Source organism: Anoxynatronum sibiricum (assembly GCF_039414295.1).
In the GTDB taxonomy this organism is placed as follows: domain Bacteria; phylum Bacillota; class Clostridia; order Peptostreptococcales; family Tindalliaceae; genus Anoxynatronum; species Anoxynatronum sibiricum.
Genome location: NZ_JBCITM010000018.1, coordinates 42003 through 57054 on the forward strand (window position 1 = coordinate 42003; position 15052 = coordinate 57054).

The 15052-nt window shown below is 48.2% G+C and carries 16 protein-coding genes; 10 read left to right on the plus strand and 6 right to left on the minus strand.

Features of this window, described 5'->3' with window-relative positions; all coding sequences use genetic code 11:
• Positions 1–145: 145 nt before the first annotated feature.
• The gene (locus AAIG11_RS14170; RefSeq protein ID WP_343186888.1) at positions 146–526 is read right to left on the minus strand and encodes a YbaN family protein; all 381 of its coding nucleotides are present in this window, start codon (positions 524–526) and stop codon (positions 146–148) included.
• Positions 527–949: 423 nt separating this feature from the next.
• Between AAIG11_RS14170 and hcp the strand changes: the two genes are divergently transcribed.
• Positions 950–2596 carry a hydroxylamine reductase gene (gene hcp / locus AAIG11_RS14175; RefSeq protein WP_343186889.1) on the plus strand — a complete coding sequence of 549 codons (1647 nt, stop codon included), beginning with the start codon at positions 950–952 and terminating at the stop codon, positions 2594–2596.
• A gap of 135 nt (positions 2597–2731) precedes the next feature.
• Here hcp and AAIG11_RS14180 read toward each other — a convergent pair whose 3' ends face one another.
• Together AAIG11_RS14180 and AAIG11_RS14185 are read right to left on the minus strand one after the other, a co-directional pair.
• On the minus strand, positions 2732–3067 hold the full coding sequence (locus tag AAIG11_RS14180; protein WP_343186890.1) for a cupin domain-containing protein: 336 nt from the start codon (positions 3065–3067) through the stop codon (positions 2732–2734).
• 58 nt (positions 3068–3125) lie between these two features.
• Positions 3126–3842 carry a 4Fe-4S binding protein gene (locus tag AAIG11_RS14185; protein WP_343186891.1) on the minus strand — a complete coding sequence of 239 codons (717 nt, stop codon included), beginning with the start codon at positions 3840–3842 and terminating at the stop codon, positions 3126–3128.
• Positions 3843–3930: 88 nt separating this feature from the next.
• Between AAIG11_RS14185 and AAIG11_RS14190 the strand changes: the two genes are divergently transcribed.
• Positions 3931–4608: a Crp/Fnr family transcriptional regulator gene (locus tag AAIG11_RS14190; protein ID WP_343186892.1), complete on the plus strand. Its 678-nt coding sequence runs from the start codon at positions 3931–3933 to the stop codon at positions 4606–4608.
• Positions 4609–4809: 201 nt separating this feature from the next.
• Here the strand turns inward: AAIG11_RS14190 and AAIG11_RS14195 are convergent, their stop codons facing one another.
• A complete protein-coding gene (locus tag AAIG11_RS14195) occupies positions 4810–6006 on the minus strand; it encodes an ammonia-forming cytochrome c nitrite reductase subunit c552 (RefSeq protein WP_343186893.1) in 1197 nt (398 codons plus the stop codon).
• Positions 6007–6450: 444 nt separating this feature from the next.
• On the opposite strand from AAIG11_RS14195, the gene AAIG11_RS14200 reads away from it, so the two are divergent.
• The gene (locus tag AAIG11_RS14200) at positions 6451–8151 is read left to right on the plus strand and encodes a methyl-accepting chemotaxis protein (RefSeq protein WP_343186894.1); all 1701 of its coding nucleotides are present in this window, start codon (positions 6451–6453) and stop codon (positions 8149–8151) included.
• A 119-nt stretch (positions 8152–8270) separates the two neighbouring features.
• Here the strand turns inward: AAIG11_RS14200 and AAIG11_RS14205 are convergent, their stop codons facing one another.
• A complete protein-coding gene (locus AAIG11_RS14205; protein WP_343186895.1) occupies positions 8271–8960 on the minus strand; it encodes a hypothetical protein in 690 nt (229 codons plus the stop codon).
• 5 nt (positions 8961–8965) lie between these two features.
• On the opposite strand from AAIG11_RS14205, the gene AAIG11_RS14210 reads away from it, so the two are divergent.
• Positions 8966–9133, plus strand: coding sequence for a hypothetical protein (locus tag AAIG11_RS14210; protein WP_343186896.1), 168 nt, complete (start codon positions 8966–8968; stop codon positions 9131–9133).
• A gap of 2 nt (positions 9134–9135) precedes the next feature.
• Here the strand turns inward: AAIG11_RS14210 and AAIG11_RS14215 are convergent, their stop codons facing one another.
• Entirely contained in the window at positions 9136–9696 is a 561-nt protein-coding gene (locus tag AAIG11_RS14215) for a DUF2703 domain-containing protein (protein ID WP_343186897.1), read from the minus strand.
• Between the two features lie 562 nt (positions 9697–10258).
• Between AAIG11_RS14215 and AAIG11_RS14220 the strand changes: the two genes are divergently transcribed.
• From AAIG11_RS14220 to AAIG11_RS14245, 6 genes are all read left to right on the plus strand, one after another.
• Positions 10259–11161 (plus strand): M23 family metallopeptidase, encoded by a 903-nt coding sequence (locus tag AAIG11_RS14220; protein ID WP_343186898.1) that lies wholly within the window; start codon positions 10259–10261, stop codon positions 11159–11161.
• A 94-nt stretch (positions 11162–11255) separates the two neighbouring features.
• A complete protein-coding gene (locus tag AAIG11_RS14225; protein WP_343186899.1) occupies positions 11256–12032 on the plus strand; it encodes an AAA family ATPase in 777 nt (258 codons plus the stop codon).
• A 319-nt stretch (positions 12033–12351) separates the two neighbouring features.
• On the plus strand, positions 12352–12762 hold the full coding sequence (locus AAIG11_RS14230) for a DUF3795 domain-containing protein (RefSeq protein ID WP_343186900.1): 411 nt from the start codon (positions 12352–12354) through the stop codon (positions 12760–12762).
• Between the two features lie 136 nt (positions 12763–12898).
• Positions 12899–13618: a flavodoxin family protein gene (locus AAIG11_RS14235; RefSeq protein ID WP_343186901.1), complete on the plus strand. Its 720-nt coding sequence runs from the start codon at positions 12899–12901 to the stop codon at positions 13616–13618.
• Between the two features lie 149 nt (positions 13619–13767).
• A complete protein-coding gene (locus AAIG11_RS14240) occupies positions 13768–14400 on the plus strand; it encodes a CPBP family intramembrane glutamic endopeptidase (RefSeq protein WP_343186902.1) in 633 nt (210 codons plus the stop codon).
• A 59-nt stretch (positions 14401–14459) separates the two neighbouring features.
• Complete coding sequence (locus AAIG11_RS14245; RefSeq protein WP_343186903.1) at positions 14460–14951, plus strand: hypothetical protein; 492 nt, start codon at positions 14460–14462, stop codon at positions 14949–14951.
• Positions 14952–15052 lie beyond the last annotated feature (101 nt).

Here is a 15052-nt window from a genome sequence, read left to right on the forward strand (position 1 = left end):
CAAAACACTCCACCATCACGCTTATGAAAAGAACCGGGTTATGTTCCCGGTTCTTTTATTGGAATCAGCTGTCCTTTACCAAACCCCTTGTCTTCATCTTATTCTGGCTACAGTCTGAGAACCGGGTTATGTTCCCGGTTCTTTTTCAGCAACTCTCCCTGTAAGTTTTCAACGAAAGAATGTGCCAGGTGACGGCACTGCCGATGATCACCAGCATGACGGCCACCCAGGGTTTGCCCACAATATACATGGAAAACAGCAGCGACGGCCATAGCAATGCAATGGCCGTTATTTTGGCGCTTTTTTTCACCGCCCGGTACTTCAGGTAATGGTAAATGTAACGACCAAAGAGGGGATGATGCAGCAGCCAGTGGTGAAGCCGTTCCGAGCTGCGGAGAAAGCAGTAAGAGGACAGCAGTAAAAACGGCGTGGTGGGCAGCACCGGCACTAAAATGCCAATGGTACCCAGCGCCAGCGAAAGAAGGCCCGCCGCAATGAGCAGGCCCCTTTTAAATCCAGTCATCATGTTGAGTTTTCGTCCTTTCCAACAATGCACGCATTCATGCCATTTTATCATTTTTCACCCGTTCATGGGTTATTGAAGCATTTCGTTACTATTATACCTTTTTTAGGACTTTTTAACCAGATTCTTTTCTGATGCAGATGGTATTTAACTCTATTATCATTGATCACGCACCACTTTCTTCCAGCGAACCCCATCTGTGCCTCGCTGTGTTGTCAGCATATTATTCTATATTCATCTTATTGGTGTTGTTTTTTTCCTGTGCTGGGTATGATGTGAATGTATTTAAGTATTTGAGTGATGATTTGCTGTATCGCTTTCAATTATGTACAGGAGGTGGGTTCAGGCAGACGAAAGACACCCGTGAACAAAACACACACGTAACGGTACCCTTTTCACGAGAACCGAAAAAGGAGGATTTCATTCATGAGTATGTTCTGTTATCAGTGTCAGGAAACCGTCAACAATACCGGATGTACCAAGGTGGGGGTCTGTGGAAAAAAACCGGATGTGGCCAACATTCAGGACCTAATGATCCACACCATCAAAGGCATTTCCCTCTACAGCAACGAGTTGAACAAGCTGGGCCACCGGTCTGAAGAAGTGGACCACTTTGTTCTCTATGGCCTTTTTGCCACCATCACCAATGCCAACTTTGACAAGTTCGTCTTTATGGACAAAATCCGCAAGGGGCTGACCATGCGGGACAACCTGAAGCAACAACTGGCGAAAGTGGCTCCTGACATTCAGGTGCCTCAACGGGATGAGGCCACCTGGTTCGCCGATACCGAAGACGCCATGGAAGCCAAGGCAGTCACGGTGGGCGTGCTGGCCATGGAGCCGGAAGACATCCGGTCCCTGAAACAGATGATCATTTACGGTTTAAAGGGAATGGCCGCCTATACCCACCATGCCAACAATTTGAATTATGAAGATCCCCAGGTGGATGACTTCATGCAGGAGACCCTGGCCAAACTGACAGATAACACCCTGACAGTGGATGATCTGGTGGCCCTCACCCTGGAGACAGGACGCGTGGGCGTGCAGGCCATGAAACTGCTGGATGATGCCAATACCGGTTCTTACGGTCATCCCGAGATCACCAAAGTCAACCTGGGCGTTCGAGATAACCCGGGAATTCTCATCAGCGGCCATGATTTGAAAGACATGGAAGAACTGCTGGCGCAGACCAAGGGCACCGGAGTAGATGTGTACACCCACAGCGAAATGCTGCCAGCCAACTCCTACCCTGCTTTTAAGAAGTATGACCATTTTGTGGGTAACTACGGCGGTTCCTGGTGGCATCAGAATGTGGAGTTTGAAAAGTTTAACGGCCCCATTCTGTTGACATCCAACTGCCTGGTACCACCCCGTGACAGCTACAAAGACCGGGTTTACAATACCAATGCCGTGGGCTTCCCCGGTTGCGCCTTTATCCCCGACAGAGTGGACGGCCAGCCCAAGGATTTCTCAGCCCTCATTGAACACGCGAAAAAATGTGACCCGCCGGAAGAGCTGGAAACCGGGGAAATCTACGGCGGCTTTGCCCATCATCAGGTGCTGCAGCTGGCAGACAAAGTGATTGACGCCGTGAAGAGCGGTGCCATCAAGCGTTTCTTTGTCATGGGGGGCTGCGATGCCCGCCAGAATCCCCGTAAATACTATACTGACTTTGCTGCGGCTCTTCCGAAGGATACTGTGATCCTCACCGCCGGCTGTGCCAAGTACCGTTACAACAAGCTGGATCTGGGCGACATTGGTGGTATTCCACGTGTACTGGATGCCGGCCAGTGCAACGATTCTTACTCTCTGGTGCAAATTGCTTTGGCGCTGAAAGATGCCTTTGGGCTGGAAGATGTCAATGACCTGCCCATTTCCTACAACATCGCCTGGTATGAGCAGAAGGCGGTGCTGGTGTTGCTGGCCCTGCTGTCTCTGGGCATCAAAAACATTCACCTGGGACCCACCCTGCCCGGCTTCCTGTCACCCAATGTGGCGCAGGTGATCGTGGACAACTTCGACCTGGCACCCATCGGTACTGTTGATGAAGATTTGCAAGCCTTCATGCAGTAAGGCCGTCTATGGCTCAGCACATTGCTACGGTAGCCGGTGAAAACCTGGCACGATTTTTGGCACTGGCTTCAGCGACTATCTCATTAAAAAACTGCCCGACATGGGCAGTTTTTTAGTGGCACTTTCATAAATTGGTTAGATCTGCTTCACCGGCGGCATGTCTTTTGGATTGGGAGACTTCACCACGTAGAACTCCAACACCTCTTCATGCTGGTTGGTCACTTCCATCTTGGTGTTGAAGGGAATGGCTAAAATTTCGCCTGCCTGGTACAGGTTGGCGGGTTCATCGTCCAGGCCAATGGTCATGGCACCTCTAACAATCACCATATATACGTTGGAATTGGATACATGCACAGGCAAGCCTGTGTCTTTGATCAGCACCATGTGATTGATGTTCACATGCTCGTCATCTACAATCTTTTCGATGATTTTATCATTAGTGACAGTATACCGGTACACTTTTTCTATCACTGATCATCACCTCTCTTTCCTCTTTTGACATTGCTTCTTAAGTAAATTCTACCAGAATCTACAACACTCTGTAATCAATCGCCTCAGGTGGACAAATGCGTGCACAGGCGGTACAGGCAAGGCACTGAGAATCTTTGATAACCGCTTTGCCGCTTTCTGCTTCGACAGCAACTGCCTCTGCCGGGCAGATTCTCACACATGCACCACACCCTGTACAGGACTCAGGGATTACCTGCCATTTTTTCCGTGCCCAAGTTCCCGGCAGGCTGAGCAGTGTTCCATATGGGCAGAGATACCGGTGCCAGAATGCCGGCACAAAACGCAGAGACAACAGCACCCCCATCAGTGTTAATACCGGCAAGAGGGGTAACCGCCGCCCGGTGCGAAGCATTGTCACCAGCACAAGAAGAAATACCACCAGAACTCCAAACCGAACCACTGGTTTTTTAGCCCAGGAAGGCACTGGCTTCCGCCGGATTTTTTTCTTCCTGAAGAGGTTGTCTGTCAATGTTGTCACCGTATTTATAGGACAAATCCAGCCACAATAAAAGCGACTCAGCAGCAGTGTTCCCACCATGCTTCCCAAAAAGACCAGCATCCATATTTGAACACGGCCACTGGCTATCACCGCTAAAAAAAGTAACAGAAACAAACCCTGAACCCACCGCTGCCATTTCACTTTTTTTCCCCCTTGCTCTGATTTCCAGCTCTTGTCAGCACTTGGCACCTTGATGGTCACGTACATCGTTAGCAGATTCTCCTGCAGGGCCGCCATCTTTTACTCCTTGACTTTCCACCCTCATCATATTATGGTGGAGCCGAGAAGTCGGTAACGTACGTTACCAAATAACCGGAGGAAGGAAATGATGAAAATGATGATGGTTCTTTCCCAATGCCCCCTCTTTCAGGACTTAGATGCTGCAGCCATCCATGAGATGCTCCAACAGGTTTCCCATCAGGTGGCTTCTTTTCAAAAGGATCAACTGATTGCCGTTGAAGGTGACCCCTGCCGCCACGTTTCGGTACTTCTGTCTGGCCAGGTGGCTGTTCAGAAGGTTTATGGCTCTGGAAGGGCAGTCACGGTGGCCACTTTTTCCACTGGTGACATCTTCGGAGAAGTGATGGTCTACGCAGATCATCCCCTGCCTTCCACCATCATGGCCCTGACTCAGGTATCGCTCCTTCAACTCCCCCGGGAATCTGTACTGACCCTGTGCCAAATGAGCCCTGCTTTTCTGGAAAACTTCATGAGGCTTCTCTCCAACAAAGTGTGGCTGCTGAATGAAAAGCTGAAGTTGCTTTCCTACGCCAGTATTCGCCAAAAAATCACTGGTACCTTGCTGGCCCTTTATCAGCAACAACAGTCCACCGAGCTGGCCTTGGGAATTTCCCGCCAGGAACTGGCAGACCGGCTGGGCATTCCACGTCCCTCTCTTTCCCGGGAGTTGGCTTTGATGAAAGCTGATGGTCTTATTGATTACCGGAAGCAGTCTGTACGGCTTTTGGCACCGGAATCGTTGGAAGAGATCATGCTTCAATGATGCTTTCATCCTCTTGCAAGCCCCATAACCTGATGACCACTGCCAAACTTCCAAAAACCAACAACCGCCGGAGAAAGAGATTTCACCCCTTTTTCCGGCGGTTGTCGCTTTGTCATCACTCTCTGGCCAATGAGCAGTACACATCATTTGTTGCCTTTCTCCGGTTCGCTGACAGTAATGGTGCATGCAGCTCAGAAACTATCAGGGCATCAGGCTCATGGCTTCTGCGATCATAGCCTCCGCCTCATTCAGGTAGCTCATGGCTTTATCATAGTGATGGAATCCCTGGCTGTTTTCCACGAAGACAAAGTCCCAGCGAAGCTGGGCGCTGCGGTGGAGCTGATGAACTTCTTCCAGGGTGGCTTCCGGCAGAGTGTCTTTGGCATCGGCAATGGCTTCGATGAGGGTCACCAGCTGTCGGCTCACTTCCACGGTTTTGTTCTCCACAGCGCCCTGAAGACGTTCCACTTCTGCCACCAGCTCAGCCTCTGATTCGCCGTGGCATCCCAGACAGGAGGCCTCCACCGTTTTCAGCGGACTTGTCCAGTGATGAGAGGGGAACCGCTCGCCGGCGTCATTGGTGATGCGGGGCATGTGACAGTCCACGCAGCTGATCCCCAACTGCTGGTGGGTGCTGCCCAGGTAGGTTTCAAATTCAGGATGCTGGATCTTGTAAAGCCCGCCACCGGTTTGGGGATGCACCCAGTCGATGTAGTTCCATTCCACAAAAGCGGCTTCAACATCGGCCACATCGGTGCCATATTTCCAGGGGACGGTGACCTCCTTGGTTTCCGGGTCGAGGAAGTATTCGATGTGACACTGGGCACAGACCAGGTTTTTCATCTGATATTCTTCTTCCAGATGGGAGAGACCCTTTTCCAAATGGCCACGAGTGATATGCAGCACACCAGGTTCGTTGCGGTGGCAGTCATAGCAGCTGACGCCGCTGTGGGCCTGGGCTGCCATTTCGTTAAAATCCATGGCATAAAGGCTGCTGCCATGGGTGACCTCCATGGCCACATAATCAGGTGTTTTACAGGCCAGGCAGCTGGCACCGGGTTTACCCCGCTCTGTGTGAATCACATCTTCCAGGGCGTAGACGTGCCCCCGGGCGCGCAGGTACTCAATGCTGAACCCCACGCCATCATAGATGGTGAGCAGCTCCGGGTATTTTTCCAGGTAGTCGATGGGTTCTGAACCGCCAAAGGTGGTGCGCACCATTTCTTCATTTTGCAGGTAGGTACGATACTGGTCGGGATACTGCTCAGCCCAGGCTTCCGCGCGAATGATCTCCAGTTCCACTGCTCGGTCCTGCTGCACCGCGATGGCAAAAATAGCAACAATGGTGGCCATGGCCAGTATAATGATGCTGGTTTTGCGGTTAATTTTTCCCGTCAAGATTTTCCCCCTCCTTCATCTCCGGTTGATTCGTTAAACCATTCACATTTCAACTTAAAAAAACACCGTTCATCGTTTACCGGAGTATTACCCGGAATTTCATCACCAAAACACCTGATTGATGCCCTCTTTCCAAAATGCCTCCATTAAGCCGTGCTTCCTGAAGTAATAATCCATTAAAAAACATCAATTTTTCATCCGATGTTCACATCAACTTCATTTAAGGGCGGTATACTTTGCAGCATCAATCTTTCTCTGGTGGTCAACCCTCGCTGCTGCAAGCTTTATGGGCGCTCTTTCAGTAAGCTATCACAGACGGCCAGAAGGGATGTTTTGAAAAAAGATCATCAGAAGCTGAAACATAATGGCAAGACCCACGTATATTAAGAACGGTTCTCAATTATCATTGACAGATGATCATTTATTAACTGGAGGTTGTTCATCATGGAAAAGAAAGTCCCCAAAGTATCGATTCAACGAAAGCTGATTGTGATCCCTTTACTGGTGATCCTGCTTTCAATGGCGCTTCTCAGCGCCACGTCAGTTCGCACTTCAAGAATCAGCCTCATCAGTCAAATGCAGGAAAATGGACTGGAAATAGCAGCACTGGCAACCAGGTATATTCAACTGGAAGCCACCACCCAGACCCAGCGAGCCGGCGCTGCCAACGATTCCTCCGATTTCTCTGAGCTGCAGGCCTTCATGGACGATTTGGCCAGCGATGACAGCATTGTTTTCGCCACCTTTATCGACTCCAGCCTGACGGCTGTTGCCCACTCTGATCATGACCGCATCGGCCTGACATTATCGGACGAGGGCAGCTATGCAGGTGCCGTGGCGGGAGAGACCTATACTGCTGAATATGATTATCCCGTGGGGAATGTACGGGTTTATGAAGTGGTGTATCCGGTATTCATCGAAGGCCAGCATATCGGTGCCATCAACCTGGGCTTCTCCATGGAACGGGTACACGCCACTGCAGCCGCCACCCTGATGCAGATTGCCCTCACCAGTGCAGTGATCTTTTTGGTATTGGGCGCCATTTTATACTTCATCTCCAGATACATTATGAAGGCTGTCAGAAGCACCCAACAGCAGCTGAACACCATCGCCCAGGGAAACCTCACCATGGAAACTGACCCTTTTCTATTGGCTTCCTCAGATGAGTTTGGCGACATGGCCCATTCCATTGAAAACATGCGCAAAACCCTGTTGACCATGGTGGGGCAAATAGCCGAGTATGCCGGTTCTCTCACTGCCGCTTCCCAGGAGCTGAGCGCCACCAGCCAGCAGTCTTCTGCCGCTGCGGAGGCTGTCAGCCGCACCATTGAAGAAATCGCCGAAAGCGCTGTGCGTCAAGCCAAGGATACCGAAACCGGTGCCGTTCACGGACACGATTTAGGTGCTCTCATCGAAAAAAATCAACAGGACGTGACTCACCTCAGTCAGTCTGCCCAACAGGTGAACCGCCTGCGGGAAGAAAGCGTCATCACCTTCCAGGAGCTGGTGAGCAGCAATCATACCAACCAGAAGGCCTCCAAAGAGATCGGCGCAATGATTTACACCACCAATGAAAGTGCTGAAAAAATCCAGGCTGCCAGCGGCATGATTCGCAACATCGCCAGTCAAACCAACTTATTGGCGCTGAATGCCACCATTGAAGCAGCTCGGGCCGGGGAAGCCGGCAGCGGCTTTGCCGTGGTCGCCGATGAAATTCGCAAGCTGGCGGAGGATTCCAGCCGCTTTACCGAAGAAATCACCACCATTATTCAGGAGCTGTCTGCCAAAACCAGCGCTGCTGTTGACACGGTGAAGGTCATGGAAACTTCTGTGACTTCCCAGGCCCACCACCTGGAATCCACCTCCCACAATTTTGCAGGCATTGGTGACGCCATTGAAAAAATCAATGCAGCGGTGACTGACATTGATGCCTCCAGTAAAACCATGGGCATTCAGAAGGATGAAATGATTCGGGTGGTGGAAAGCCTGGCAGCCATTTCCCAGGAAAATGCCGCCGGCACCGAAGAAGCTTCCGCTTCTGTGGAAGAGCAGACGGCCTCACTGGAAGAGATTTCCAATGCCAGCGAATCATTGGCCTCACTGGCGTTAGACCTTCAGAAAAGCATTCAGTTCTTTCAGGTGTAGCGATTGACCACCCAAGTCTAAAGTAGCACGCTGTCAATTTCAAGCAGCAGCCCCGAGCCAGGCCCTTCAAGGCATCGGTTCAGGGCTGCTGTTTCTTTTCGTCAGCTTGCTTCAGCCATCTATTCAAAGGTGGCAGTGAGCACATAGGCGACATCATAAAGGGCCAGAGGATTGTCAACTTCGACTTCTTCTCCGCCAAAAATCGCCCCCGGCGACCGCATTGATCCGCTGCGGGTACCCACCACCGCCGCCAGCATCACCGGCTCTCCGGGAGTAACATCTGTTATTCGATCCATCTGGGTCCATGACCACCCCATGACCTCTTGGTGATTTTCATGATGCACCTTATGGGAGCCACCAGCAAAAGACACTCCCCACACTTCTTCACCCGGCTTCCCCGCACCCATCTGGCTCCAAATCAGCCGTTGGGTGTTTTTTTCCAGGAAACCACTCATCCCGAGATCCATGACGGTGTTCACCAACTCACCGCCTTCATAAACCTGCACCTGAAAAGCCACCTTTTCTGAAGGCAGTTGGTCCAAACGTACATCGAAGACAAAGCAACGCTCAACCCCCACTGCCTGCAACAGTGTTTTTTCTGAGTCAGTCAGCGACACCTCCTGAATCGCAGGAACTGACAATACCTCAGGAACGGTGGCGCAGCCTGTCAGCAGACCGAAGAGTAAAATAACTGCCAGCAGACAAGCCACAGCGCAAACCCTACTGCTGCGCCGCTTGATCTTTTGGCTGCCCTGCCTGCTCTTATGGCTGCCCTGCTCTCCGCTTCTTTTTTTCTGGCACCGATGCATCAGCTGTGAAGGCTGTGAAGCTTGCGGCTCCACCAATTGATGTAGTTGGTTTGGCTGATATGATTGATTTTGCTGGTTTGGCTGGTTTGATTGATTTGTTTGGCTTGGGTAATGTGGTGGCTGAAGCACGACTTGTGAGTCACTTTGGTGCTGAACTGGCTGCATGTGATTGATCTCACCTTTCAGATGGTTGTTGGTGTGCCATGGCATGATAAAAACGTTTCAGGTTTTCCGGCAACTCATAGGGTTTTTCCGGCATTGCCGCTGCAGGTGCTCCGCAACAGCCGCCCCCCAGGTACACCTGGTTCAGCAGTGCTTCCATCATCATGGCCCGTGGTGGTGCCTCATAGATCTGGCCCCTATAGAGCCATACCCGGCAGTCCACCTGATCCCCGCACAGGTCGCCGCAGCTGTGGCACTGGCTTTCCTTCACCAGCTGCTGAATGTCATTGCCATTGATCCGAATGGTGGGTGAGCTGACAAACCGGTATTGCCTGGCCAGGGCTTCCGTGTTCACATGAACCCGGTTCACCTTCACCTGAATGCCCGCCGTTTTCAGAGTTTCGCCCACTTGCTCCAGCGCTTCTTCAAGATGACGCTCTGCATCCTGGCAACGGTTACAGGTGGTGACATCCAGGTAAAGAAAATCGATTTGAAAACAGCGCCCCTCTGAACTGGCTGCTGCTTGCCCTGAATCAATTCCTTGTTCTTTCATTGGTCGCTCCGCGTTGGTCATTTTTTCACTCCTTCACAATAATGCCTGGTCTCTTCTCAATTCACTGTATTTCTGTTGATGTTGTTTCAGTTGATGTTGCTCACTTTTTGTGGCACATTTTCCTATCTAATCTGATTCTATGGTAAGCCTCTTTTCATTAAAATGCAAGACCGTTAGTGGATTACCAGACCTTGCCGATGACAATGTATTCTCCCGAAATAAAGATGATGCCGAAACCATCCCTTTTATGTTTTTAGCTGTCTTTTGCACTTTTATCAGACATTTTTGCTAATTTGCAGTATCAATTAAGAGAGCGTGAATCGACAGCAATATTTTACCCCGCCAGAGCGAATCAAGTGAATTCATCGTATAACCATCCCTGAGAAAAGCATTCATCAGTGTTTTTGATGATTTCATGGGCCCTGTAGACCTGTATAAAGATTTAGGTTTTGATTTTCTGAATGCGACCGATCATAAATTCGTTATGCGAAAAAATTGTAGTCATTTTTGATCAATGAGCCGCGCACTTCCAAGCAGATTTTACCGAAGAGAAAGGACAGGCATAACCATGTGGAAACCACGATTGTATTATTTTACCAAGTATGCAAAGTATATCGGCATCGCCGCTGTCATTTTGGGACGCTTTAGTGATGTCTTGATTTTTAGCTGGCTGAGTCTTTTCGCCTTCACCATTTTCATTGAAATGGCTTTTGATTTTTCCACCTACAAAGGTTCTTTCCTGCAAATCGTTGGCCTCCTAAGAATCAGAAAAAAATACGGAAAAGACCTGCCAGATCGCCATGGTTTTCACAGCACCGTCGTCTACGATTTGCCTTTTGAAGGTGCATGGACAGTGGTAAACGGCTGCTTCACCGAAGAATTTTCGCATTCCTGGGGCATTCCAACACAGCGCTATGCCTATGACTTCTTAATGCTTGATCAAAATGGCCAGTCTTACAGTGGTGACCCGAAAAATGTCGAGAGCTACTATTGCTACGCTCAGACGATTCTGGCACCGGCCGACGGAGAAGTGGTGGAGGTGGCGGCCCATGAAGCGGAAACCATCTTGCTGGGAAAAGGCCGGTTTTTTAATCAGGCAAGTCAAATCGCCGGAAACTACGTTGTGATTAAGCATGGTGAAGCTGAGTACAGCACCCTGGCGCATTTGAAAAAAGACAGCATCCTGGTGAAGGTTGGTGCCACAGTCTTAAGAGGAGAGAAGATTGCAGCTTGCGGAAACACGGGAAATTCCACTGAACCACATTTGCATTTTCAGCTTCAGGATGGCCCCAGCTTTTATGATAGCGCCGGGCTTCCCATCAGGTTCTCCCATGTGAAGCTGGAAACCCCTGCCAATTACCAGCAGATTGACCCTCGTCCACAGATGCCGGTTGATCAGATCCCTGAAGGCTACATCACCAGAGGCTTCAATGTATCCAACGATAACGATCCATCCACATTTCCAGTATCCATTGAGAAGCGCTGAAGACCTCCTCTTTTGAACCCTTTGATCCAAAATCCAGATCTGAAGTTTCAACAGGAAACACAGTATACTTGACGCACCTTGTTCCCCAGCAGCAATGATGCATCATGAAGGAGAAGAAAACTTGATCGACAATCAATTGTATCAGTATATCCGAAGTGTTGAACTAAATATTGAGGGTGTAGAAGATTTGGATAGGTATCCATTTTGTTTGGATGCAGTACTAAGATTGCAAAAATTAGTACTGCATCCAAATGTCACCTTTATTATTGGTGAGAACGGAAGCGGAAAATCAACATTATTGGAAGCAATTGCCGTAGCTGCTGGTTTTAACCCCGAAGGTGGGAGTAAGCATTTCAACTTCTCTACGAAAGACACCCATTCCGTATTAGCCAACTACGTAAAAATGACTAAGGGTGTCAAAATGCCGCAAGATGGTTTTTTCTTAAGAGCAGAAAGCTTTTATAACGTTGCCTCCCATGTGGATGATCTCGATGAAGGTACGACTAGCTTACTTGATGCATATGGCGGCAAATCTCTCCATGAACAATCCCATGGGGAATCATTTATGTCGTTGATGATTAATCGATTTAGAGGTAACGGTCTATATATTCTAGATGAGCCCGAAGCTGCATTGTCTCCGACACGTCAGTTTGCTTTGCTCACAAGATTACACGCTCTTGTTAAAGCTGATTCTCAGTTCATTATTTCAACACATTCACCCATATTATTGGCTTATCCACATTCGATAATCTATCATATTGATAATGCTTATCACGAAACAGCTTATGTGGATTCAGAGTATTATCAGCTGTACAAGATGTTTCTTGAAAATCCTGAAAGAATGTTGACACATTTGCTGGAAGAAGAATAGTCTTTAACTAAGTTGAAAGCGCTTCCTTCCAGTGCTACCCTTCAACAGCGACCAGCACAGCTATGGGCCAAAGGAATGACCTGTCCCACGGTAATGCCTCAATCTTTCGACTTAGCTTTCTGATTGATAGTTGAGCAGGGTGGCCTCTGACAACGATCCTGTCGATGAAGGTTTCAACCCGCATCGTCTTGAAGGCATAGGAAAAACAGAACTCCCTCTACCAGCATCTTTGTAGGAGGTACTGGCTGGTACGCCAGTGATTTCGTACTTGGTTCTCAGTATCTGGGCAAACATTTATCTGTTTTCGGGAGGTTAGCTGATGAATGAAAAAGTGAATTTAATCGCCCCTTGTGGAATGAACTGCAGCATCTGCATGGCATATCTGAGAAAAAAGAACAAGTGCAATGGGTGCCGGGCCGTCAACACATGGAACCCCAAAACAAGAGTGGAATGCAAAATCAAGAACTGCCAAACCCTGACTTCCGAAGGCTTCGAATACTGTTATCCCTGTTCTCGCTATCCATGCATTCTGATCAGCAAGATGGACAAGCGCTATAGAACCCGGTACAAAATGAGCCTGATGGAAAACCTGAATGTGCTTGAGAGAGATGGTGTTGAAGCGTTTAGAAGTGCTGAGAATGAAAAGTGGAAATGCAAATACTGTGGTGGTGTCATCAATGTGCATAAAGCAGTCTGTAGTCATTGTGAAAAAGCACATGAACCGCAATAGGAGTTGAAAGGTCAAAAAAGATGGGGAAGGCCTGGCTTCCACTTATGCATGGGAAGCCAAGTATTGTGAAGTGAACATTTGAATCGAGCATCACAGTATTTTTTTGAAAGATACGATTTGAGGAGAGCGAGATGCTATGAAAATCACCGTCATTTATGGAACGCCCCGAAAAGCAAAGTCCAGCACCTATCAGATCGCACAGGATTTTATCAACCTTTTATCTGACGGGGATCATGTCAAAGAATTTTTCCTGCCCAAAAGCATGCCTCATTTTTGTCGTGGATGTTGGGAATGCTTTACTGATCATACTAAATGTCCTGATTTTGAATATGTAAGTCCTATCATTGAGGCCATATTGGAAGCTGACTTGCTGATTTTAACAGCACCTGTTTATGTTTATCACGTGCCAGGTCAGGTGAAAGCACTTCTTGATCATTTTGGATACCAGTGGATGGCTCATCAGCCACGAAAGGAAATGTTCCATAAACAGGCTCTGCTCATTTCGACGGCAGCAGGTGCGGGGACCAGGTCAACCATAAAAGATTTGAAGGACAGTATGAATTTTTGGGGAATCGCCCGCACCTATGCCTTCGGAAGAAATACGCATGCCGTAGATTGGGATAGTGTCGATGAAAAAAGGAAGCTGTTGTTCAGGAAAGATATTATTCGAATTGCCAGGAAAATAAAAGCTGCCAGTATCCATGTCACTCCCTGTTTAAAAGTAAAAGGGCTCTTTTACATGATGCGGTTGATGCATCATAAATTCAGGTTCAATCAGGCTGATGTTGTGTACTGGGAGTCACATGGCTGGCTTGAGAAAAAAAGACCATGGGATCGTGACAGACAGGCCATTTGATCAGAGGATATCTGAATATGTCAAAAGCAGGATTAAAGCACAAGCCGACAGGATTGGACGTGTAAAGAATGGATCATGTGAGCAAGAAATTCAGAGCAGCTTCATTTTCAAAACCACTGGTACTTAGCATATGCCTCATGTGCACCGCCATGGTCTTCAGACTATTGGATATTTTTGTTTTCAGGCTGGATGATTTATTGGGTGAGATTATCTTTTCCAAAATCATTGGATTTGTGATGGTGCTTCTGTTTGTGAAAGCAATGGGAGCTCCTCTCAGCAGTATTGGCTTCAATGTGCACAACAAGTTGTCCATTTTCCTGTTGGGCGTCGTCGTTACAAGCACTTTGATGGTTCTGGGATATGCGGGAGAATTACTCATACTTGCCTCCGATTCGCCACAGTTGATCATTGCTGCCATTGATCCCAAAGCAGGGGTTACCGGCGGGATGGGCTTTGCAGTGTTTCTTCTCCTCGGGAATATCATTAACTGTTTTATGGAGGAAGGCTTGTTCAGAGGGATTATGATTCCGCTTTTAAACAGAAAGTATACGCTTCGAGTGACTCTATTTTTACAGGCATTATTGTTTGGCATCTGGCATATTCCCTGGGCTTTCAAGTGGTACCTTAGTGGAATTGTCAGTGGCCCAGGCGGGCTGATGATGGCGCTGCTGATAATTTTTCTTCCCATGGTGTTGATTGGCATTTTTTTGGTACGATGTACCATTATACAGGTTCTGTCTGAACACCATGGATATCTCATTTTATCATCAACTCAATTCTAAACCTGGTTCCTATTAATACCAAAGGTGCATTAAAAAATTATTTTGAGGGGGAAAAGACATTGGAAATAACACAAGCGGTAATCGACGAGTGGAAACTTATTTTTGCAGAGTATCGGTTGCTTTTACATCCCAATAAAAAGGGGGTTGAAGAAGTTGTTGGATATTTAAAGCAGCGTTATCGATTACATGAGGATCCCTCTGAAGAGGCCAAGCAGGTAGTTGTCAATAACATCGTGATGAATGAAGCCTTTTCGGCAAAGGTTCCCCATGGCAAAGAACTGATACCTGTTGTATTGAAAGTGCTTCGTGAAGAAAATGGTAACCAGCTTTATGAAAAACAGGAAGAAATGTTTGAAAATTGTCCCATCATCATCGGCATGGAGTTTGAGACAGGGTGTATTTTTGTTGAAGGCAGCAGCGCGTTGGCAGATGAAATAACTGCTTTTCAAGGATTGGATCAAGATGATCTTGAAAACTATTATCTCGTTGCAAATTACATCAGGTGCTTAAAGAAGCGCGGCCTTTTAGAGACTGTTGTTCAACAAGCCTGATAGGGAGCCCGCGCACCCTTAAGAAGCACAACTCGAAAGCGTTCAAAGAGCTGATGGGCGTTTTCCAACTCAAATAGGCATAAAAAAGTCCTATTCACAAA

Bases quoted from the DNA above. Each gene is read 5' to 3' on its own strand.
- AAIG11_RS14215 (WP_343186897.1), bottom strand. From the start codon at position 9,696: ATGACCAACGCGGAGCGACCAATGAAAGAACAAGGAATTGATTCAGGG.
- AAIG11_RS14170 (WP_343186888.1), bottom strand. From the start codon at position 526: ATGATGACTGGATTTAAAAGGGGCCTGCTCATTGCGGCGGGCCTTCTT.
- AAIG11_RS14200 (WP_343186894.1), top strand. From the start codon at position 6,451: ATGGAAAAGAAAGTCCCCAAAGTATCGATTCAACGAAAGCTGATTGTG.
- AAIG11_RS14225 (WP_343186899.1), top strand. From the start codon at position 11,256: ATGATGCATCATGAAGGAGAAGAAAACTTGATCGACAATCAATTGTAT.
- hcp (WP_343186889.1), top strand. From the start codon at position 950: ATGAGTATGTTCTGTTATCAGTGTCAGGAAACCGTCAACAATACCGGA.
- AAIG11_RS14230 (WP_343186900.1), top strand. From the start codon at position 12,352: ATGAATGAAAAAGTGAATTTAATCGCCCCTTGTGGAATGAACTGCAGC.
- AAIG11_RS14190 (WP_343186892.1), top strand. From the start codon at position 3,931: ATGATGAAAATGATGATGGTTCTTTCCCAATGCCCCCTCTTTCAGGAC.
- AAIG11_RS14240 (WP_343186902.1), top strand. From the start codon at position 13,768: ATGGTCTTCAGACTATTGGATATTTTTGTTTTCAGGCTGGATGATTTA.
- AAIG11_RS14235 (WP_343186901.1), top strand. From the start codon at position 12,899: ATGAAAATCACCGTCATTTATGGAACGCCCCGAAAAGCAAAGTCCAGC.
- AAIG11_RS14185 (WP_343186891.1), bottom strand. From the start codon at position 3,842: ATGGCGGCCCTGCAGGAGAATCTGCTAACGATGTACGTGACCATCAAG.
- AAIG11_RS14205 (WP_343186895.1), bottom strand. From the start codon at position 8,960: ATGCATCGGTGCCAGAAAAAAAGAAGCGGAGAGCAGGGCAGCCATAAG.